The 21,106-nt window shown below is 60.4% G+C and carries 16 protein-coding genes and 1 pseudogene; 13 read left to right on the top strand and 4 right to left on the bottom strand.

Annotated elements, in window-relative coordinates; translation table 11 throughout:
• Nucleotides 1-7: 7 nt before the first annotated feature.
• Nucleotides 8-961 carry a glucokinase gene (locus QRN31_RS18780; protein WP_285433702.1) on the bottom strand — a complete coding sequence of 318 codons (954 nt, stop codon included), beginning with the start codon at nucleotides 959-961 and terminating at the stop codon, nucleotides 8-10.
• Nucleotides 958-2,784, bottom strand: coding sequence for a phosphogluconate dehydratase (gene edd, locus QRN31_RS18775; RefSeq protein ID WP_285433701.1), 1,827 nt, complete (start codon nucleotides 2,782-2,784; stop codon nucleotides 958-960). Before edd ends, QRN31_RS18780 begins: the two co-directional genes overlap by 4 nt.
• Before the next feature lie 220 nt (nucleotides 2,785-3,004).
• On the opposite strand from edd, the gene gap reads away from it, so the two are divergent.
• From gap to QRN31_RS18755, 5 genes and pseudogenes are all read left to right on the top strand, one after another.
• A complete protein-coding gene (gene gap / locus QRN31_RS18770; protein ID WP_059402992.1) occupies nucleotides 3,005-4,006 on the top strand; it encodes a type I glyceraldehyde-3-phosphate dehydrogenase in 1,002 nt (333 codons plus the stop codon).
• Nucleotides 4,007-4,035: 29 nt separating this feature from the next.
• Nucleotides 4,036-4,500, top strand: a complete 465-nt coding sequence (locus QRN31_RS18765) for a methylglyoxal synthase (protein WP_222588152.1) — start codon at nucleotides 4,036-4,038, stop codon at nucleotides 4,498-4,500.
• A gap of 226 nt (nucleotides 4,501-4,726) precedes the next feature.
• Nucleotides 4,727-6,073: pseudogene (locus tag QRN31_RS31650) on the top strand (methyl-accepting chemotaxis protein); the annotation flags it as partial.
• Between the two features lie 102 nt (nucleotides 6,074-6,175).
• Nucleotides 6,176-6,931, top strand: a complete 756-nt coding sequence (locus QRN31_RS31645; RefSeq protein ID WP_414921292.1) for a methyl-accepting chemotaxis protein — start codon at nucleotides 6,176-6,178, stop codon at nucleotides 6,929-6,931.
• Nucleotides 6,932-7,107: 176 nt separating this feature from the next.
• Nucleotides 7,108-8,439, top strand: a complete 1,332-nt coding sequence (locus QRN31_RS18755; RefSeq protein ID WP_285433697.1) for a CoA transferase — start codon at nucleotides 7,108-7,110, stop codon at nucleotides 8,437-8,439.
• Nucleotides 8,440-8,569: 130 nt separating this feature from the next.
• Here the strand turns inward: QRN31_RS18755 and QRN31_RS18750 are convergent, their stop codons facing one another.
• Together QRN31_RS18750 and arcD (QRN31_RS18745) are read right to left on the bottom strand one after the other, a co-directional pair.
• Nucleotides 8,570-9,433: a DNA-3-methyladenine glycosylase family protein gene (locus tag QRN31_RS18750; protein WP_285433696.1), complete on the bottom strand. Its 864-nt coding sequence runs from the start codon at nucleotides 9,431-9,433 to the stop codon at nucleotides 8,570-8,572.
• On the bottom strand, nucleotides 9,430-10,857 hold the full coding sequence (gene arcD, locus QRN31_RS18745) for an arginine-ornithine antiporter (RefSeq protein WP_285433695.1): 1,428 nt from the start codon (nucleotides 10,855-10,857) through the stop codon (nucleotides 9,430-9,432). Before arcD (QRN31_RS18745) ends, QRN31_RS18750 begins: the two co-directional genes overlap by 4 nt.
• Before the next feature lie 445 nt (nucleotides 10,858-11,302).
• On the opposite strand from arcD (QRN31_RS18745), the gene arcD (QRN31_RS18740) reads away from it, so the two are divergent.
• The 8 genes from arcD (QRN31_RS18740) to gcvP all read left to right on the top strand — a co-directional run.
• A complete protein-coding gene (gene arcD, locus QRN31_RS18740) occupies nucleotides 11,303-12,730 on the top strand; it encodes an arginine-ornithine antiporter (RefSeq protein WP_285433694.1) in 1,428 nt (475 codons plus the stop codon).
• A 50-nt stretch (nucleotides 12,731-12,780) separates the two neighbouring features.
• A complete protein-coding gene (gene arcA, locus QRN31_RS18735; RefSeq protein ID WP_285433693.1) occupies nucleotides 12,781-14,037 on the top strand; it encodes an arginine deiminase in 1,257 nt (418 codons plus the stop codon).
• Between the two features lie 69 nt (nucleotides 14,038-14,106).
• Entirely contained in the window at nucleotides 14,107-15,117 is a 1,011-nt protein-coding gene (locus tag QRN31_RS18730; protein ID WP_285433692.1) for an ornithine carbamoyltransferase, read from the top strand.
• Between the two features lie 186 nt (nucleotides 15,118-15,303).
• On the top strand, nucleotides 15,304-16,233 hold the full coding sequence (arcC, locus tag QRN31_RS18725; protein WP_285433691.1) for a carbamate kinase: 930 nt from the start codon (nucleotides 15,304-15,306) through the stop codon (nucleotides 16,231-16,233).
• A 12-nt stretch (nucleotides 16,234-16,245) separates the two neighbouring features.
• Nucleotides 16,246-16,608, top strand: coding sequence for a DUF5064 family protein (locus tag QRN31_RS18720; protein WP_285433690.1), 363 nt, complete (start codon nucleotides 16,246-16,248; stop codon nucleotides 16,606-16,608).
• Nucleotides 16,609-16,826: 218 nt separating this feature from the next.
• On the top strand, nucleotides 16,827-18,335 hold the full coding sequence (gcsR, locus tag QRN31_RS18715) for a transcriptional regulator GcsR (protein WP_090187390.1): 1,509 nt from the start codon (nucleotides 16,827-16,829) through the stop codon (nucleotides 18,333-18,335).
• Between the two features lie 452 nt (nucleotides 18,336-18,787).
• Entirely contained in the window at nucleotides 18,788-19,171 is a 384-nt protein-coding gene (gcvH, locus tag QRN31_RS18710; RefSeq protein ID WP_208669587.1) for a glycine cleavage system protein GcvH, read from the top strand.
• Nucleotides 19,172-19,182: 11 nt separating this feature from the next.
• Nucleotides 19,183-21,106 (top strand): aminomethyl-transferring glycine dehydrogenase (gcvP, locus tag QRN31_RS18705; protein ID WP_285433689.1); only part of this gene is annotated, 1,924 nt, incomplete at its 3' end.

Below are 21,106 nucleotides of genomic sequence, written 5' to 3'. Positions count from 1 at the left end.
ACGATCACTACTGTGCTTGATCGAGCGCCACACCCGCGCCCATCAGGCCGGAATACGGCGCCGTCACCAGCCACACCGGAATACCTTTGAAGTAATCGCTCATGCAACCCTTGTCGGCGAAGCACCGGGCGAAACCGCTTTCGACAAAGAAATCGGCAAACCGTGGAATCACCCCGCCGACGATGTACACACCGCCGCGCGCCCCTGTGGTCAGCACGTTGTTGCCGGCCACGCGACCGAGCCAGCAGCAGAATTGCTCCAGCACTTCCAGCGCCACCGGATCACCCGCCAACCCGGCAGCGGTGATCGCTTCCGGTGTTTCGAGCACCGGCGTATGACCGTCCACCGCACAGATCGCCCGATAAACCCGTGGCAAGCCGCTGCCGCTCAACGCAGTTTCAGCGCTGACATGACCTATCTCATTGAAGATGTGCTGCCACAGCTGAGTTTCCCGCGGGCTGCTCAGGGGCAAATCAACGTGACCGCCCTCGCCCGGCAATGCCGCAAAGCGACCTTCACCGAGGTCGAGCAAGGTGCCGACCCCCAAACCAGTTCCCGGACCGATCACCACGGCAGGGCGCAGCGGCTCCGGCGTGCCTTCGCACACCACGCGAAACTCGCCGGGCTGCAAACGGGTCATGCCCAGGGCCATCGCCGAGAAATCGTTGACCAGCAGCAGTTGATCGACCTGCAAAGTCTTGCAGAAACCCTTGCGGCTCAGGCGCCAGTGATTGTTGGTGAACTTGAATTCATCACCGCTCACCGGACCGGCGACCGACAGGCACACCGAACCAATGTCGCCCGGCTTAAGCCCCAAGCCGCCGAGGTAGACACCAATGGCCTCCTCAGGACTGGCGTAATCTGCCGTCGCCAGCACCTGGATCGATTCCAGTTGCTGGTGTTTCCACAACGCGAAACGTGCGTTGGTCCCACCGATGTCACCGACCAAAGCCAGTTTCAATTAAGCGTCTCCAGGGCAGAAGTAAAGGCGCTGGCGCCCTGCTCTGCGGAGCTGAAAGCCATGCGCATGAAACCAAACAGCTCGCGGCCGGTGCCGATGTTGTTGCCCAACAGGCCCTTGGCCGGCGTGCGCGCTGCGAATTCTTCGGCGTCCACCTTAAGCTCCAGGGTGCCTTTGACGCCATCGACGCGGATGATATCGCCCTCTTGCACCCGCGCAAGAGCGCCGCCCACATAGGCTTCAGGACTGACGTGAATCGCCGCCGGGATTTTTCCCGATGCGCCGGACATGCGCCCGTCGGTCACAAGTGCCACTTTGAAGCCGCGATCCTGCAGCACGCCGAGGAACGGCGTCATCTTGTGCAGCTCCGGCATGCCATTGGAGCGCGGGCCCTGGAAGCGCATCACGGCAACGAAATCCTTCTCCAGCAAACCGGCCTTGAACGCATCGGCCAGGTCCTGCTGATCCTGGAACACCATGGCCGGCGCTTCGACGATCTGGTTCTCCAGCGCGACGGCCGAAACTTTCATCACACCACGACCGAGATTGCCTTCCATCACCCGCAGGCCGCCTTCTGGCGAGAACGCACGAGCCACGGGACGCAGGATGCTTTCGTCGAGGCTTTCGGTGATGCCTTCGCGCCAGACCAGTTCGCCGTTGTCGAGGAACGGTTCCATGGTGTAGCGGCGCAGCCCGTGGCCCAGCACGGTGTTGACGTTTTCGTGGAGCAAGCCGGCATCCAGCAGTTCGCGGATCAGGAACGACATGCCGCCCGCCGCCTGGAAGTGGTTGATGTCGGCCTTGCCGTTCGGGTAGACATGGCTCAGGGTCGGCACGACCTCGGAGAGGTCGGCCATGTCTTGCCAGGTCAGTTGAATACCGGCGGCCATGGCGATGGCCGGCATGTGCAGGGTGTGGTTGGTCGAACCGCCGGTGGCGTGCAGGGCGACGATGGAGTTGACCAGCGAGCGCTCGTCGACGATTTCGCCGATCGGCAGGTAATTGCCATTCTGTTTGGTAATGCGCGTCACCTGATGCGCCGCTTCGCGGGTCAGGGCATCGCGCAACGGCGTGTTCGGGTTGACGAAGGAAGCACCCGGCAAGTGCAGGCCCATGACTTCCATCAGCAACTGGTTGGTGTTGGCGGTGCCGTAGAACGTGCACGTGCCGGGACTGTGATAGGAATTCATTTCCGATTCCAGCAGCTCTTCGCGGCTGGCCTTGCCTTCGGCATAACGCTGGCGCACGTCGGCTTTCTGCTTGTTGGAAATGCCCGACACCATCGGTCCGCCCGGGACGAAGATCATCGGCAGGTGACCGAAACGCAGCGCGCCCATCATCAGGCCCGGCACGATCTTGTCGCAGATGCCGAGCATCAGCGCGCCATCAAACATGTTGTGGGACAACGCCACGGCGGTGGACAGCGCGATCACTTCGCGGCTCGGCAGGCTCAGTTCCATGCCCGGCTCGCCCTGGGTCACGCCATCGCACATGGCCGGAGTGCCGCCGGCGAACTGGCCGACGGAGCCGATTTCGCGCAGGGCCTTTTTGATCTGTTCAGGAAAGACTTCGTACGGCTGATGCGCCGAGAGCATGTCGTTATATGACGAAACAATCGCGATGTTCGCGGAGTTCATCATCCGCAAGCTGTTCTTGTCCTCGGTGCCGCAACCGGCGACACCGTGGGCGAAGTTGGCGCATTGCAGCTTGCCGCGCATCGGACCGTCGCTGGCCGCATCGCGAATGAGCGCAAGGTAAGCCTCGCGGGTTGCACGGCTGCGGGCGATAAGCCGTTCGGTGACCTCAAGGACGCGGGGATGCATGTGTAGAACTCCAGGCTAACGGATGTGGCGACCTGATTGTCTATGCTGAACAAGGACCGTTGTGTGTGGGATGACAGACGGTTTGCTTGATCGGTCGGACCAGTTGATTCAGGTCACTCGTTGTAGATTGAACAAAATATTGCCATTAAAAAGGCTTGTTTTCTATTTTTATGCGAATAATCTTGTAATTCCAACAACAAAACGACGGCGGCCCTGTTAAATGACTCTTCGAATCGCAATCAATGGTTTTGGCCGAATTGGCCGCAACGTCCTCCGCGCACTGTATACCCAAGGCTATCGCCAGGATCTGCAGATCGTTGCCATCAATGACTTGGGCGACAGCTCGATCAATGCCCATCTGCTCAAGTACGACACCGTTCACGGCACGTTCGACGCCGATGTCCAGCACGATCAGGAAAGCCTGACCGTCAACGGCGACCGTATTTCCGTCAGCGCCATTCGTAACCCGGCCGACTTGCCGTGGGCCGCCGAAAAAATCGATGTCGTGTTCGAATGCACCGGCCTGTTCACCGACCGGGCCAAAGCCGCCGCGCATATTACGGCCGGCGCACGCAAAGTGATCATCTCGGCACCGGCCAAAGGCGCCGACGCCACCGTGGTTTACGGGGTCAACCACGACATTCTGCGCCAATCGCACCAAATCATTTCCAACGCCTCGTGCACCACCAACTGCCTGGCGCCTGTGGCTCAGGTGCTGCACCGCGAGTTGGGCATCGAAAGCGGTCTGATGACCACGATTCACGCCTACACCAACGACCAGAACCTCACCGACGTTTACCACACCGACCCGTACCGTGCCCGTTCGGCCACCCAGAACATGATCCCGAGCAAGACCGGTGCCGCTGAAGCGGTTGGCCTGGTGCTGCCGGAACTGGCGGGCAAACTGACCGGCATGGCGGTGCGTGTTCCTGTGATCAACGTCTCGCTGGTCGACCTGACCGTGCAGCTCAAACGCGAAGCGAGCGCTGACGAAGTCAACGCGCTGCTCAAAGAAGCCAGCCAGCACTCGAAGATTCTCGGCTACAACACCCTGCCGCTGGTCTCCAGCGACTTCAACCACAACCCGCTGTCGTCGATCTTCGACGCCAACCACACCAAATCCAGCGGCAAGCTGCTCAAGGTACTGGCCTGGTACGACAACGAGTGGGGCTTCTCCAACCGTATGCTCGATAACTGCCTGGCGCTGTGCAACGCGGAGTAACCCGCCGTGAAAAAGCAGGAGCAGCAGCGATGATCGGTATCAGCTTCACGCAAAAGACCATGGCGGCGCGCAAGCGTATCGCCCTGGTCGCCCATGACCATTGCAAGGTGTTTTTGCTGGACTGGGCCGAGCGGCAGAAAGACAGGCTCGCGCAACACGAACTGGTCGCCACCGGCACCACCGGGTTGTTATTGCAGCAACGCCTGGATCTGCCGGTGGAAAGCATGATCAGTGGCCCCTTGGGCGGCGATCAGCAGCTTGGCGCGCGCATCGCCGAACAGCGGGTCGACATGTTGGTGTTTTTCTGGGACCCGTTCGAACCGCAGCCACACGACCCGGACATCAAGGCGTTATTACGGGTCGCGGCGGTCTGGAACATTCCGGTGGCCTGCAACGAATGCAGCGCCGATTACCTGCTCAGCAGCCCGATGATGGATCAGGCGCACCAGCACCGCATCCCCGATTACGCGACCTATCTGCTGGGTCGCGCATAACCCGTCACCCATCAATCATTGTCCATTCGAGCGGATGACAAGCCGTTGTCATACGTTCGAATCAATGGCTGCCGCCAGCAGATTCACTTGTTACAACTCTGCATAATCTCCTGATTTTTTTGCCATTTTCAGGGCATTTTCCTGCGCAAACGTTCAACCATGACCGCTCGTCGGAGCCACCATCATGCATCCTCGCCGCACGCCGATGAGCATTGAATGGCGCTGAATGGATTTGGCGATCGGGTCGACTTCGACCCATAGCCAACACCTCATCCATTTGCGAGTTCGCCCTATGTTCGACTCACTCTCCATCCGCCTGAAAATTGTCCTGCTGTCCGGTCTGTGCCTGCTGGGTGTGATCACGCTGATCGTCAGCATGAACTTCTACCAGACCAATCAGAACGATGAACTGGTCAGCGCCTCCAGCAGCAAGATGCTGACGGACAGCGTGCAGAATCTGCTGCAGTCCAAAGCGGCCGAGCAAGCGGTGCGAGTACAGAAGACGTTCGGCGAAAACCTGCTGGTGGTGACAGCCCTCGCCGACCAGATCAAAGACATGCGCAACATGGCCGCCAAGCGTTCGATTGAAGCCGGCGCCCTGCGAGAAGAACTGAACCAGAGCCTGAAAACCGCCTTCGAGCGCAACAGCAAGGTGCTGGGAATCTGGCTGGCGTTCGAGCCCAACGGGCTGGACGGCAAGGACAGCGAGTTCGCCAACGATGCCGCCCGCCAGTCCAACGAAGTCGGACGTTTCGCCAGTTACTGGAGCCGTGCCGGCGGGACCGGGCTGAACACGATCATGGTCGAAGACGACATGACCAAAACCACTTTGAGCCTCAGCGGCACGCCCTACAACAGCTGGTACACCTGCCCTCGCGACAGCAAGCGCACCTGCCTGCTCGACCCGTATGCGGACACGGTCGGCGGCAAGGAAATGCTGATGACTACGATTTCCGTGCCGCTGTTGGTGGACGGCAAATCCATCGGTGTGGTCGGTGTGGACATTGCTCTGGACGCGCTGCAAGCCGCCGCAATCGATTCCCAGCGTGAGCTGTTCAACGGCGCCGGGCACATGCTGATTGTTTCCGGCAGCGGCGTGCTCGCCGGTTACAGCACCGACGCGAGCAAGGTTGGCAAAAACATCGGCGAAACCCTGGGCGCAGACGGCAAGGAGATCCTGCAACTGCTCAATGGCGGCACGCCGAAGATCCTAGAACAGGGCGACCTGATCCGCGCGGTGTACCCGGTCAGCCCGATCAACGATTCCAAGGCCTGGGGCGTGGTCATCGACCTGCCCAAACAGGTGCTGCTGGCCGACTCGGTGAAGCTGCAACAAGTACTCGATGATGCCCAGCAAAGCGGCACGATCCAAGCGGTGCTGGTGGCTATTGTTGCCGGGCTGATTGGCCTGTTGTTGATCTGGCTCACCGCGTCCGGCGTGACCCGCCCGATCAACAGCGTCGCCGAAATGCTCAAGGCGATTGCCAGCGGCGACGGTGACCTGACCCAACGCCTGCACTACACCAAGAAAGACGAACTGGGCGAGCTGGTGAGCTGGTTCAATCGCTTCCTCGACAAGCTGCAACCGACCATCGCACAGATCAAACAAAGCATCACCGACGCCCGTGGCACCGCCGACCAGTCTTCGGAAATCGCTCGCCAGACCAGCGAAGGCATGCAGGTGCAGTTCCGCGAAATCGACCAGGTCGCCACCGCGTCGAACGAAATGAGCGCCACGGCCCACGACGTCGCCAACAGTGCGTCGAACGCGGCCAATGCCGCCAAAGGCGCTGATCAATCGGCCCGCGATGGCATGTCGATCATCGAGCGCAGCACCCGCGACATCAATCAACTGGCCGACGAAGTCAGCAAAGCCGTGACCGAAGTCGAAGCGCTGGCAGTCAACAGCGAACAGATCGGTTCGGTGCTGGAAGTGATCCGCAGCATCGCTGAACAAACCAACTTGCTGGCCCTTAACGCGGCCATTGAAGCGGCCCGTGCCGGTGAGAGCGGTCGTGGTTTTGCGGTGGTGGCCGATGAAGTGCGCAACCTGGCCAAACGGACCCAGGATTCAGTGGAAGAGATTCGCATCGTCATCGAGCGCATCCAGTCCGGCACTCGCGGCGTGGTCGCCACTATGCACTCGAGCCAGACCCAGGCCCACAGCAACGCCGGGCAGATTCAACAAGCGGTCCAGGCCTTGAGCAAAATCAGTGACGCGGTCACCGTGATCAGCGACATGAACCTGCAAATCGCCAGCGCCGCCGAACAGCAAAGCGCCGTGGCCGAAGAGGTCAACCGCAACGTCTCGGCCATCCGCACCGTCACCGAAACCCTGACGGGCCAAGCCACTCAATCGGCGCAGATCAGCAGCCAGCTCAACTCCCTGACCACCCAGCAGATGAAATTGATGGACCAGTTCCGGGTTTAAAGTTGCACCGCCAATCCCCTGTGGGAGCGAGCTTGCTCGCGATAGCGGACTGACAGTCACCTTGGATATTGACTGAAAAACGGCTATCGCGAGCAAGCTCGCTCCCACACGGGGATTTCATCTGGTCTACGCAATTTTTTGATCTATGCTCGGGCTCTCGTTCCGGAGGGCCTTCAATGACTGGTTTACTCACGTCCATTCAAGCCGCACTCGGCTTGCCCCACACGCCGATTCCATTCACGTCGAGCGGCGCCCTGCCCTCGGCGTTTGCCGTCACTGACCTGGCGTGCGCCAGCATTGCCGTAGCCGGCCAGGCGGTCAGTGAACTACTGCAACAACACACCGGCCGTTTACCCCCACTTGAAGTCGACCGCCGCCTGGCGTCTTTCTGGTTTGCAACCTCGATCCGCCCTGTTGGCTGGAGCGTTCCACCGATGTGGGACCCGGTGGCCGGTGACTACGCGACCCGGGACGGCTGGATCCGCTTGCACACCAATGCACCGCATCATCGTGCCGCCGCCGAACGGGTGCTCGGTGCTTGTGCCGACCGCGCCGCGATGGCGAGCCAGGTCGCGCAATGGGCGAAAACCGATCTGGAGCAGGCGGTGGTCGACGCCGGTGGCTGCGCCGCCGAAATGCGCACCTGGGCGCAATGGCAGGCACATCCCCAAGGTTTGGCAGTGAACGCCGAACCGCTGATTCAGTTCAATGCCAGCAACAGCCAAGCTGCAAAACCGTGGCAGGGTTCGGTGGCGCAACCGCTGGCGGGCATCAAGGTGCTGGACCTGACCCGCGTACTGGCCGGCCCCATCGCCAGCCGTTTTCTCGCCGGTCTCGGTGCCGATGTCTTGCGCATCGACCCACCGAACTGGAACGAACCGGGCGTGGTGCCCGAAGTCACGCTGGGCAAACGCTGCGCGCGCCTGGACCTGCACGAGGCAAGCGATCGAGCCGTGTTCGACAGCCTGCTCAAGGACGCCGATATCTTGCTCCACGGCTACCGCGCCGATGCATTGGAACGGTTGGGCTACGGTGTCGCCGAGCGACAACGACTGGCTCCGGGGCTGATTGATGTCTGCCTCAACGCCTACGGCTGGAGCGGTCCGTGGCAGAACCGTCGCGGGTTCGACAGTCTGGTGCAGATGAGCAGCGGGATCGCTGAAGCGGGCATGCGATGGAAGACCGCAGACAAGCCAACACCGTTACCGGTGCAGGCGCTGGATCATGCGACGGGGTATTTTATGGCGGCAGCGGCGATTACGTTGTTGGGTCGTGGCGGGTCGGCCAGATTGTCATTGGCGCGCACCGCAAAACTGTTGATTGAAAATGGCCCGGGCACAAATGAAGCATTACGGGCAGAGGATGAAAACGATCAAGGCCTGCTGATCGAGCAGACACCCTGGGGGCCGGCGCATCGGCTTCATGTGCCACTGAAAATCACCGGGACACCGCTGCAGTGGGCGCTTCCAGCGACTGAATTGGGCTCCCATCTTGCGAAGTGGTGGTGACGGTCGAATCGCCTTCGCGAGCGAGCCCGCTTCCGCTCTTGACCGAGTTCTGCTGAAGGAATGCGATCAAATGTGGGAGTGAGCCTGCTCGCGATGGGGCCAGAACACGCAGCGCACACATCGGATCAGCTCAATCGGCCCGACTCAACGATGTCCAAAGCAGCTGCGCCGCATACCCGCGACAGGGGCGCCATGCGTCGGCCCGCGCCAACAATGCCCGAGCCGTCACCGGTTCACCTTCAAGCGCCGCCAGCGCCTTGATCAACCCCACATCGCTACCGGGAAATGCGTCCATGTCCCGCAATTGCCGCAAGGCGATGTACTGCGCCGTCCAGTCGCCGATACCGTGCAGCGCCAGTAACCGCGCCACTGCGCCCTCTCGTCCCGGCTCAAACAAACAAGGATCATCGAGCAAAGCCTGGGCCACGCCAGACAAGGTCCGGCCACGACTCCTCGGCATGCCCAACGTCGCGAGATCCGCTTGCGCCAACACAGCGGCCTCAGGGAAACCATGGGTTACGCCGGGTAAACAAGAGGTCAACGGCGGCCCATACCGACTCACCAGTTTCCCCGCCAATTTGATCGCCGCGCCCACGGTTATCTGCTGCCCCAGCACCGCACGCATCGCCAACTCCAGCCCATCCCAGGCCCCCGGCACCCGCAGCCCCGGATGCGCGGCAATCAAGCGCTGCATCAATGGATCACCCGTCAATTGCCGATGAAGCGCTGGCAGGTCCGCATCCAGATCAAACATCCGCCGCAGCCGCGCAACGATCTGCGGCACGGCCGCCGGATCGGGAAAGTCCAGTGTCACCTCAAGCGCATCGCCCGCCACGGGCAGGATCGAAAACGTACCGTGATTACCACTCAAGCCGATGCTGCGTGAGTAAACGCCATCGGCCACCGTTTCCATCCCGGCCACCGCCCGCGCCGATAAAAAGCCGAGCATCGCCGACCAGTCATAAGGCGTTTGATACGCCAGCAACAACCTCACAACGACAACAGCCCGCTGTACAACCCGTACGCCGCCAGCCCCGCGCCGATGCTCACGCAGGTAAAAATCCCCTTTTCGACGTGGGTGAACAATGGCTCACCCTGCTCATGCTTGGCCTTGGCGAACAGAATCACCCCCGGCGCGTACAGCAGCGCCGACAGCAGCAAGTACTTCACCCCGCCCGCATACAGCAGCCACATCGCGTAACACAGCGCGATGCCACCGACCATCAGGTCCTTGGTCCGTTCGCCCGAGGCGTGCTCGTACGTTTCGCCGCGCCCACTCAACAGCACCGCATACGCCGCCGACCACAAGTACGGCACCAGAATCATCGACGACGCGAGGTAGATCAGGCTGGTGTACGTCCCGGCCGAAAACAGCGTGATCAGCAGGAAAATCTGAATCATCACGTTGGTCAGCCACAGCGCATTGACCGGCACGTGGTTGGCGTTTTCCTTCTTCAGGAAGGCTGGCATGGTCTGGTCTTTAGCCGTGGCAAAGAGGATCTCTGCGCACAGCAGCGCCCAGGACAGCAACGCACCGAGCAGCGAAATCGCCAGGCCAATGCTGATCAGTAAAGCGCCCCAGGGGCCGACGATGTGTTCCAGCACCGCCGCCAGCGACGGGTTCTGCAGGGTGGCCAATTCGGGCTGGCTCATGATCCCCAACGACAACACATTCACCAGCACCAACAGCGCCAACACACCGATAAAACCGATGACCGTCGCCCGGCCCACGTCCGAACGTTTCTGCGCGCGGGCCGAATACACACTGGCGCCTTCAATGCCGATGAAAACAAACACGGTCACCAGCATCATGCTGCGCACCTGTTCCATCACACCGCCGAAATGGGGGTTGCTGCGGCCCCAGATGTCACGGGTGAAGATGTCTGCCTTGAACGCCACGGCGGCAATCACGATGAACATGATCAGCGGCACGATCTTGGCCACGGTGGTCAATTGGTTGATGAACGTCGCTTCCTTGATCCCGCGCATCACCAGAAAATGCACCGCCCACAGCAGCCCCGAGGCGCAGCCGATGGCGACTGGCGTGTTGCCGTGGCCGAACACTGGAAAGAAGTAACCGAGGGTGCTGAACAACAGAACGAAGTAACCGACGTTGCCTAGCCAGGCGCTGATCCAGTATCCCCAGGCCGATGAAAACCCCATGTAATCGCCGAAACCGGCCTTGGCGTAGGCGTACACCCCGGAGTCCAGTTCAGGTTTGCGATTGGCCAGGGTCTGGAACACGAAGGCCAGCGCCAACATGCCCACGGCGGTGATTGCCCAACCGATCAATATGGCCCCGGCATCGGCGCGCGCCGCCATGTTTTGCGGCAAGGAAAAAATCCCGCCGCCAATCATCGACCCCACCACCAAAGCGATCAGCGCGTTCAAGCCAAGCTTTTGCATCGGTTGCGACATTCCTGCGTCTCCATTTCCTATCGCGACCATCGCCACGCGAACGTCACATAAATCGGTTTTAACTAAATAGCTGAAGCGTAATTACGTTTATCCATTAACGCCAACCCTGAGTTTTATTTATAGCCAATCGCACTATGCCAGCATCTTTAAATAGCGCAGGCGTGACCAGATCCTAATAAATCAATACCACTCGACATTCAGGGACCCACACTTGCCAAAACAGGAAAACGGACTAGCGTCTAAATCTCAAGGGCTATGCTTTATTTATTAAACGTTGGTCAGGAACCTCTGGAACGGGCTTCTCAGACAACAGACTTATGCTCGCAAAGTTTGCGTAAGTCATTAATCAGCAATGAAATCCGAGCATTACTTGATCTAAGTCAGATGATTGAATAGCCCATCAAATTAAACTGGTCCTCTTCTTCTCCTGCACTGGAGTCATACAATGTCTGAATCCCCCGGAAAACTGAAACTCGGCGCACTCGTTGCGTTGGTTGTCGGCTCAATGATTGGCGGCGGGATTTTCTCTTTGCCGCAAAACATGGCCGCCAGTGCCGACGTCGGTGCCGTGCTCATCGGCTGGGCCATTACGGCGGTCGGCATGCTGACCCTGGCCTTCGTCTTCCAGACGCTGGCCAACCGCAAACCTGATCTGGATGCAGGGGTTTACGCTTACGCCAAAGCCGGATTCGGCGACTACATGGGTTTCTCTTCCGCCTGGGGATACTGGATCAGCGCCTGGCTGGGCAACGTCGGTTACTTCGTTCTGTTGTTCAGTACCCTTGGTTACTTCTTTCCGATCTTCGGCGAAGGCAACACCGTCGCGGCCGTGATCGGCGCTTCAGTGTTGCTCTGGGGTGTGCATTTCCTGGTACTGCAGGGCATCAAGGAAGCGGCGTTCATCAACCTGGTGACCACCGTCGCCAAAGTCGTGCCGCTGGGGCTGTTTATCCTGATCGCGATTTTCGCGTTCAAACTGGACATTTTCACGGCTGACATCTGGGGCCTGAAAAACCCGGACCTGGGCAGCGTGATGAACCAGGTACGCAAAATGATGCTCGTCACCGTATGGGTGTTCATCGGCATCGAAGGTGCAAGCATCTTCTCGGCCCGGGCGGAAAAACGCACCGATGTGGGTAAAGCCACCGTGATCGGGTTCATCACCGTGCTGCTGTTTCTGGTGCTGGTGAACGTGCTGTCGCTGGGCATCATGACCCAACCGGAACTGGCCAAACTGCAGAACCCGTCGATGGCGGCGGTGCTGGAACACGTGGTCGGTCCGTGGGGCGCGGTGCTGATCAGCGTTGGTCTGGTGATCTCGTTGCTCGGGGCACTGCTGTCGTGGGTGCTGCTGTGTGCCGAAATCATGTTCGCCGCGGCCAAGGACCACACCATGCCGGCGTTCCTGCGCAAGGAAAACGCCAAGCAAGTGCCGGTCAATGCGCTGTGGCTCACCAACGCGATGGTGCAGTTGTTCCTGATCATCACGCTGTTCTCGGCCAGCACTTACCTGTCGCTGATCTACCTCGCGACCTCAATGATTCTGGTGCCGTACCTGTGGTCGGCGGCTTACGCCTTTCTGCTGGCGGTGCGCGGCGAGACGTATGAAAACGCTGCGGGCGAACGCAACAAGGACCTGTTCATCGGCGCCGTCGCACTGATCTACGCGATCTGGCTGATCTATGCCGGCGGCGTCAAATACCTGCTGCTCTCCGCCCTGCTCTATGCGCCCGGCGCGATCCTGTTCGCCAAGGCCAAGCTTGAAGTCAACAAACCGGTTTTCACCAACGTCGAGAAGCTGATTTTTGCAGCTGTCGTCGTGGGCGCCCTGGTGGCGGCCTACGGGCTGTATGACGGCTTCCTGACTCTGTAAGCCCCTCGGTGTAAACGAGGGAATGATCTGTCATCTGGAGGACCACTGTAATGACCACGGAAAAAGTTAAGTACGGCGTACATTCCGAAGCCGGAAAACTGCGTAAAGTCATGGTTTGCTCCCCCGGTCTGGCCCACCAGCGGCTGACCCCGAACAACTGCGACGAGTTACTGTTTGATGATGTGTTGTGGGTCGCACAGGCCAAACGCGACCATTTCGACTTCGTCACCAAGATGCGCGAGCGCAATGTCGAAGTGCTGGAAATGCACAACCTGCTGACCGACATCGTTGCCATCCCCGAAGCACTCGACTGGATTCTGGAACGCAAGATCACCGGCAACTCGGTGGGCCTTGGCCTGGTTAACGAAACCGGTTCCTGGCTGCGCAGCCTGGAGCCGAGGAAAATCGCCGAGTTCCTGATTGGCGGCGTTTCCGCCGACGACTTGCCGGACAGCTTTGGCGGTAAAACCATCCAGATGTTCCGCGATTTCCTGGGTCACTCCAGCTTCATTCTGCCGCCGCTGCCCAACACGCAATTCACCCGCGACACCACCTGCTGGATCTACGGTGGCGTCACCCTGAACCCGATGTACTGGCCAGCACGTCGGCAGGAAACCCTGCTGACCACCGCCATCTACAAATTCCACCCGCAGTTCACCAACGCCGACTTCCAGATCTGGTACGGCGACCCGGACCAGGACCACGGCAGCGCCACCCTTGAAGGCGGCGATGTGATGCCGATCGGCAACGGTGTGGTGTTGATCGGCATGGGCGAGCGCTCGTCCCGTCAGGCCATCGGCCAACTGGCGGTCAACCTGTTCAAGAACAAAGCCGTCGAGAAAGTCATCGTCGCCGGCCTGCCAAAATCCCGCGCGGCCATGCACCTGGACACCGTGTTCAGCTTCTGCGACCGCGACCTGGTGACGATCTTCCCGGAAGTGGTGAACCAGATCGTCGCCTTCACCCTGCGTCCTGACGAAAGCAAACCAGGCGGCATCGACATCCGTCGCGAAGAAACCAACTTCCTCGACACCGTGGCCAAGGCCCTCAACCTCAAAGCCCTGCGCGTGGTGGAAACCGGCGGCAACAGCTTCGCCGCCGAGCGCGAGCAATGGGATGACGGCAACAACGTGGTGGCCGTGGAGCCTGGCGTGGTGATCGGTTATGACCGCAACACCTACACCAACACCCTGCTGCGCAAGGCCGGCGTGGAAGTCATCACCATCAGTGCCGGCGAACTCGGACGCGGACGTGGCGGCGGCCACTGCATGACCTGCCCGATCATTCGCGACCCTATCGACTATTAATTTTCATGCCCTGCTTCACGCTCATAAAGGGTGAAGCAGGCGGATAACCGAAACCCAAGGAGATCCATCATGGCTTTCAACATGCGCAACCGCAGCCTGCTCTCGCTGATGCACCACACGACGCGTGAGCTCAATTACCTGCTGGACCTTTCCCGCGACCTCAAGCGTGCCAAGTACACCGGGACCGAGCGTCCGCACCTGCAAGGCAAAAACATCGCGCTGATCTTCGAAAAAACCTCGACCCGCACCCGTTGCGCCTTCGAAGTGGCGGCCCATGACCAAGGCGCCCACGTCACCTACATCGACCCGGTGTCGTCGCAGATCGGCCACAAGGAAAGCATGAAAGACACAGCCCGCGTGCTGGGGCGGATGTTCGATGCCATCGAGTACCGTGGCTTCGAACAGGAAATCGTCGAAGAGCTGGCCAAGTTCGCCGGCGTGCCGGTGTTCAACGGCCTGACCGCTGAATTCCACCCGACGCAGATGATCGCCGACACCCTGACCATGCGTGAACACAGCGACAAGCCGCTGCATGACATCAGCTATGCCTACCTGGGCGACGCACGCTACAACATGGGTAATTCACTGCTGATGATCGGCGCCAAACTCGGTATGGACGTGCGCATCGCCGCACCGAAAGCCTTGTGGCCGCACGCTGATTTCATTGCCCAGTGCAAAGCCTTCGCCGAAGACAGTGGCGCACGCATCACCATCACCGAAGACCCGAAAGCAGCGGTCAAGGGCGTGGACTTCATCCACACCGACATCTGGGTGTCGATGGGTGAGCCCGTCGAAGCGTGGGACGAGCGCATCGAGCAATTGCTGCCGTACCAGGTCAATGCCGCCATGATGAAGGCCTCGGGCAATCCACGCGTGAAGTTCATGCACTGCCTGCCGGCGTTCCACAACAGCGAAACCAAGGTCGGCAAAGACATCGCCGCGCGGTATCCGCACCTGGCCAACGGCGTCGAGGTGACTGAAGAAGTCTTCGAATCGCCGGCCAACATCGCCTTCGAGCAAGCGGAAAACCGCATGCACACCATCAAGGCGATCCTGGTGTCGGCGTTGGCGGATATCTAAGGACCGACGCGGCTCCTCCTGAGGGAATACGGCCCCTGTGGGAGCGAGCTTGCTCGCGATGGCGGTGTGACAGGCAACATTGATGTCGACTGATACTCCGCCATCGCGAGCAAGCTCGCTCCCACAATATGCCGCCCCACAGGTGACCAAGTCGTCCGCAACGTCTCTGTTTAGAAGGATTGCATTATGCGTATCGTCGTTGCTCTGGGCGGTAACGCCCTGCTCCGCCGGGGTGAACCCATGACCGCGGACAACCAGCGCGCCAACATCCGGATCGCCACCGAACAAATCGCCAAGATCCATGCCGGCAATGAACTGGTGATCGCCCACGGTAATGGTCCGCAGGTCGGGCTGCTGTCGCTGCAAGCCGCTGCCTACACCTCGGTTTCCCCTTACCCGCTGGACGTGCTCGGTGCTGAAACCGAAGGCATGATCGGCTATATCATCGAACAGGAACTGGGCAACCTGCTGGACTTCGAAGTGCCGTTCGCAACCCTGCTGACCCAGGTCGAAGTCGACGCCAACGACCCGGCGTTCCAGAAACCGAGCAAACCCATCGGCCCGGTCTACACCAAGGCCGAAGCAGAAAAACTTGCCGCCGAAAAAGGCTGGGCGATTGCCCCGGACGGCGACAAATTCCGTCGCGTGGTGGCCAGCCCGAGACCCAAGCGCATCTTCGAAATCCGCCCGATCAAGTGGCTGCTGGAAAAAGGCAGCATCGTGATCTGTGCCGGCGGTGGCGGCATCCCGACGATGTACGGCCCCCACGGCAAACTGCAAGGCGTGGAAGCGGTGATCGACAAGGACCTGTGTTCGGCGCTGCTGGCCGAACAGCTTGAAAGCGATCTGCTGGTGATCGCCACCGACGTCAACGCGGCCTATGTCGATTTCGGCAAACCCACGCAAAAATCCATCGTCGAGGCGCACCCGGACGAAATGGAAAAACTCGGCTTCGCCGCCGGCTCCATGGGACCGAAGGTGCAGGCAGCCTGTGAGTTTGCCCGCCATACTGGAAAAGTGGCGGTGATCGGTTCACTCTCGGACATTGAAGCGATCGTCCAGGGCAAGGCAGGTACGCGCATCAGCACGGCGAAACCTGGCATTACTTACTTGTAGGGAGAGACGTCTATGGCACAGTTTGTACCGGGTCACTTGCACATCGAGCGTCACGCGTTGGACAAGAACGATGTCAGCTACAACATTTGTCTCGACTATGAAGTCAGCAAGAACCCCAAAGGGGTCAAAGGCATCCAGTTCACGATGCATGGCAGCATTCAGGGCAAGGACATGAAAGAGACCTTCTTCCTGCCCAAGGAGGAGGCCTACAACTTTGCCAACAACGTGACGAAGATCGCCGAGCAGTACGGCATTCCAAAGTCACACAGCCAGATCGGCTCGGTCCACAAGCATTACGATCTGATGTTTGAAGACATCCGGGTGCAACTGGACATGAAATCCGGCGACCCGGTGAACATCGAACACTTCGAATAACCCTGTTCCCCAGGATGAACGCTGTACCTGTGGGAGCGAGCTTGCTCGCGATAGCGGACTGACAGTCACCATAACTGTCGACTGATACACCGCCATCGCGAGCAAGCTCGCTCCCACAGGGTGTTGGTGTCATCCCGAAGTCCTGCACGGGATTTCACCATTGGTCCGCCCCAAGGCATACTTGCCACCCTCCGCACTCCAGAACCAAAAACCGCCCCATGCGTATCCACGTCAGCTTCATCGACCGCGTCGGCATTACCCAGGAAGTCCTGGCCCTGCTCGGTGGGCGCAATCTCAATCTGGATGCGGTGGAGATGGTGCCGCCGAACGTCTACATCGACGCCCCGACCTTGAGTCCGGAGGTGCTCGACGAACTGCGCGACGCCCTGCTCAGCGTGCGCGGCGTGCAAACGATGACGGTGGTCGACATCCTTCCCGGTCAGCGTCGGCACTTGCAGCTCGATGCGTTGCTCGCCGCCATGACCGACCCGGTACTGGCGCTGGACAGCGCTGGCAAGGTATTGCTGGCCAACCCGGCGTTGATCGCCTTGTATGGTCGCGAACCGGCCGGTGAAAGCGTCGCCGACCTGTTTGCCGATCCGGCGTTGCTCGATGCGCTGCTGGAAAATGGCTTTCGCCTGCCGCTGCGCGAGATCACCGTCAACGGCCAGACTCTGTTGCTGGACGCCACGCCGATCACCGACGCTGGCGCCCTGTTGACTTTGTACCAACCCAACCGCATCGGCGAACGCCTGTCCGCGCTGCACCATGATCACGCCGAAGGTTTCGACGCGCTGTTGGGCGAATCCCCGGCGATTCGTACGCTCAAGGCGCGCGCCCAGCGAGTGGCGGCACTCGATGCACCGCTGTTGATCCAGGGCGAAACCGGCACCGGCAAAGAGCTGGTGGCGCGGGCCTGCCACGCCATCAGCGCTCGGCACAGCTCGCCGTTCCTGGCGCTGAACTGCGCGGCGTTGCCGGAGAACCTCGCCGAAAGCGAGCTGTTCGGCTATGCCCCTGGCGCCTTCACCGGTGCGCAACGGGGCGGCAAACCGGGGCTGATGGAACTGGCCAACCAGGGCACGGTGTTTCTCGATGAGATCGGCGAGATGTCGCCGTACTTGCAGGCGAAGTTACTGCGCTTCCTCAACGACGGCAGCTTCCGTCGAGTGGGCGGTGACCGGGAAGTAAAGGTCAACGTGCGGATCCTCAGCGCGACCCATCGCGACCTGGAAAAAATGGTCAGCGAGGGCTCGTTCCGCGAAGACCTGTTCTATCGCCTCAACGTCCTCAACGTTGAAGTCCCGCCGCTGCGCGAACGCGGCCAGGACATCCTGCTGCTGGCACGCTATTTCATGCAGCAGGCCTGCGCGCAAATCCAGCGCCCGGTCTGCCGCCTGGCGCCAGGCACTTATCCGGCACTGCTGGGCAACCGCTGGCCGGGCAACGTGCGGCAATTGCAGAACGTCATCTTCCGCGCCGCGGCGATTTGCGAAAGCAGCCTGGTGGACATCGGCGACCTCGATATCGCTGGCACCTCCGTGGCGCGCCAGAGCGACAGCGATGTCGACAGCCTTGAGCAAGCCATGGAAGAGTTCGAAAAAACCCTGCTGGAAAAACTCTACGTCAGCTACCCCTCGACCCGGCAACTGGCCAGTCGCCTGCAGACGTCCCACACCGCGATTGCCCATCGGTTGCGCAAGTACGGGATTCCCAACAAGCCGTAGGGCTGAAAATACAATCTCCCTGACGACACAAAATCACTGTGGGAGCGAGCTTGCTCGCGATGGCGGTAGACCAGTCGCTATCAATGTTGGCTGTTCCGCCGTCATCGCGAGCAAGCTCGCTCCCACAGGTTTTGCGCTGACCTCAAAATTATGCTCAAAAACGACCTCCATCTGTACTGAAAGCGCTACAGCGGAACGATATCGATACACCCTCCCCTGATCACCGCTGCGCAAGGCTTTGATCCCACTACGCTTTTTTCTTTGCTTCCAACTGTAGCGATTTCGCTACAGCTATTTAATTCGCACGCACCCAATTTATTCCCAAAGCACTGATTCATAAGGGTTTAACCACATTGGCCGCGATCTTGCTTAGTAGCCATCCATAAAGAAGGGCTTTTGCCCAAGCATTCCATCGCGTCCACCAGACGAGTCTGGCCCCCTTAGGAGTTTCCATGAGCGAATTGCGTTTTACTGAAGATCACGAATGGCTGCGCACTGAAGCTGACGGCAGCGTCACAGTCGGCATCACCGCTTTCGCGCAGAACGCCTTGGGCGATGTGGTTTTCGTACAACTGCCTGAGCTGCAGTCCTACGACAAAGGCGCTGAAGCCGCCACCGTGGAATCGGTAAAAGCCGCCAGCGGCGTGTACATGCCACTCGACGGTGAAGTGCTGGAAGTGAACCCGGCGCTCGACAGCAGCCCTGAACTGGTCAACGAAGATCCGCTGGGCGAAGGCTGGTTCTTCCGCTTCAAGCCAACCGACGCCTCGGCTGTCGCCAACTTGCTGGATCAGGACGCCTACGACCGCCTGATCAAAGCCAACGCCGAAGCCTGAGGAGCGCTGACATGACTCAAGTAAACCTTTCGACCGCCAACGAATTCATCGCCCGTCACATCGGTCCACGCGCCGGCGACGAGCAAGCCATGCTCAACAGCCTCGGTTTCGACTCCCTGGAAGCCCTGAGCGCCAGCGTCATCCCCGACAGCATCAAAGGCACCAGCGTGCTCGGCCTCGAAGACGGCCTGAGCGAAGCCGATGCCCTGGCCTTGATCAAGTCCATCGCCGGCAAGAACCAGCTGTTCAAGACCTTCATCGGCCAGGGTTACTACGGCACGCACACGCCGTCGCCGATCCTGCGCAACCTGCTGGAAAATCCGGCCTGGTACACCGCCTACACCCCGTACCAGCCAGAAATTTCCCAGGGCCGTCTCGAAGCGCTGCTGAACTTCCAGACCCTGATCAGCGACCTGACCGGCCTGCCGATCGCCAACGCATCCTTGCTCGACGAAGCCACCGCCGCCGCTGAAGCGATGACCTTCTGCAAACGCCTGAGCAAGAACAAGGGCAGCCACGCCTTCTTCGCTTCCGTGCATTGCCACCCGCAGACCCTCGACGTGCTGCGCACCCGTGCCGAGCCGCTGGGCATCGACGTGGTGGTCGGCGACGAGCGTGAACTGACCGACGTGACGCCATTCTTCGGCGCGCTGCTGCAATACCCGGCGAGCAACGGTGACGTCTTCGATTACCGCGAACTGACCGAACGCTTCCACGCCGCCAACGCGCTGGTCGCCGTCGCGGCGGACCTGCTGGCCCTGACCGTGCTCACGCCGCCGGGCGAGTTCGGCGCCGACGTGGCCATCGGCAGTGCGCAACGTTTCGGCGTGCCGCTGGGCTTCGGTGGTCCGCACGCCGCGTACTTCTCCACCAAGGATGCGTTCAAGCGCGACATGCCGGGCCGTCTGGTCGGTGTCTCCGTGGACCGTTTCGGCAAGCCGGCCCTGCGCCTGGCGATGCAGACCCGCGAGCAACACATCCGCCGCGAGAAAGCCACGTCGAACATCTGTACCGCGCAAGTGCTGTTGGCCAACATCGCCAGCATGTACGCCGTGTACCACGGCCCGAAAGGCCTGACGCAGATCGCCAATCGCGTGCATCACCTGACCGCGATTCTGGCCCAGGGCCTGAAAGCCATCGGCCTGAACGTCGAGCAGGAAAGCTTCTTCGACACGCTGACTCTGAACACTGGCGCCAACACCGCCAAGCTGCACGACAAGGCTCGCACCCAGCAGATCAACCTGCGCGTGGTCGATGCCGAGCGTCTGGGCTTGTCCCTCGACGAAACCACCTCGCAAGCCGACGTGGAAACCCTGTGGGCCCTGCTGGCCGACGGCAAAGCGCTACCGGACTTCGCGGCATTGGCCACAAGCGTTCAAAGCACTATTCCAGCCGCGCTGGTCCGCCAATCGCCGATCCTCAGCCACCCGGTGTTCAACCGTTATCACTCGGAAACCGAGTTGATGCGCTACCTGCGCAAGCTCGCCGACAAGGACCTGGCGCTGGATCGCACCATGATCCCGCTGGGTTCGTGCACCATGAAACTCAACGCCGCCAGCGAAATGATCCCGGTGACCTGGGCCGAATTCGGTGCCCTGCACCCATTCGCCCCGGCCGAGCAAAGCGCCGGCTACCAGCAACTGACCGACGAACTGGAAGCGATGCTCTGCGCCGCCACCGGTTACGACGCGATCTCGCTGCAACCGAACGCCGGTTCTCAAGGTGAATACGCCGGCCTGCTGGCGATTCGTGCCTATCACCAGAGCCGTGGCGAAGACCGTCGCGACATCTGCCTGATCCCGTCTTCGGCTCACGGCACCAACCCGGCGACCGCCAACATGGCTGGTATGCGTGTGGTGGTGACCGCGTGCGACGCGCGTGGCAACGTCGACATCGAAGACCTGCGCGCCAAGGCCATCGAGCACCGCGAGCATC

The sequence above is a fragment of the Pseudomonas sp. fls2-241-R2A-110 genome, assembly GCF_030209165.1.
Classification (GTDB): Bacteria; Pseudomonadota; Gammaproteobacteria; order Pseudomonadales; family Pseudomonadaceae; genus Aquipseudomonas.
Note: the sequence above shows the minus strand (reverse complement) of the source record. Positions and strands in the feature narration are given on the sequence as shown.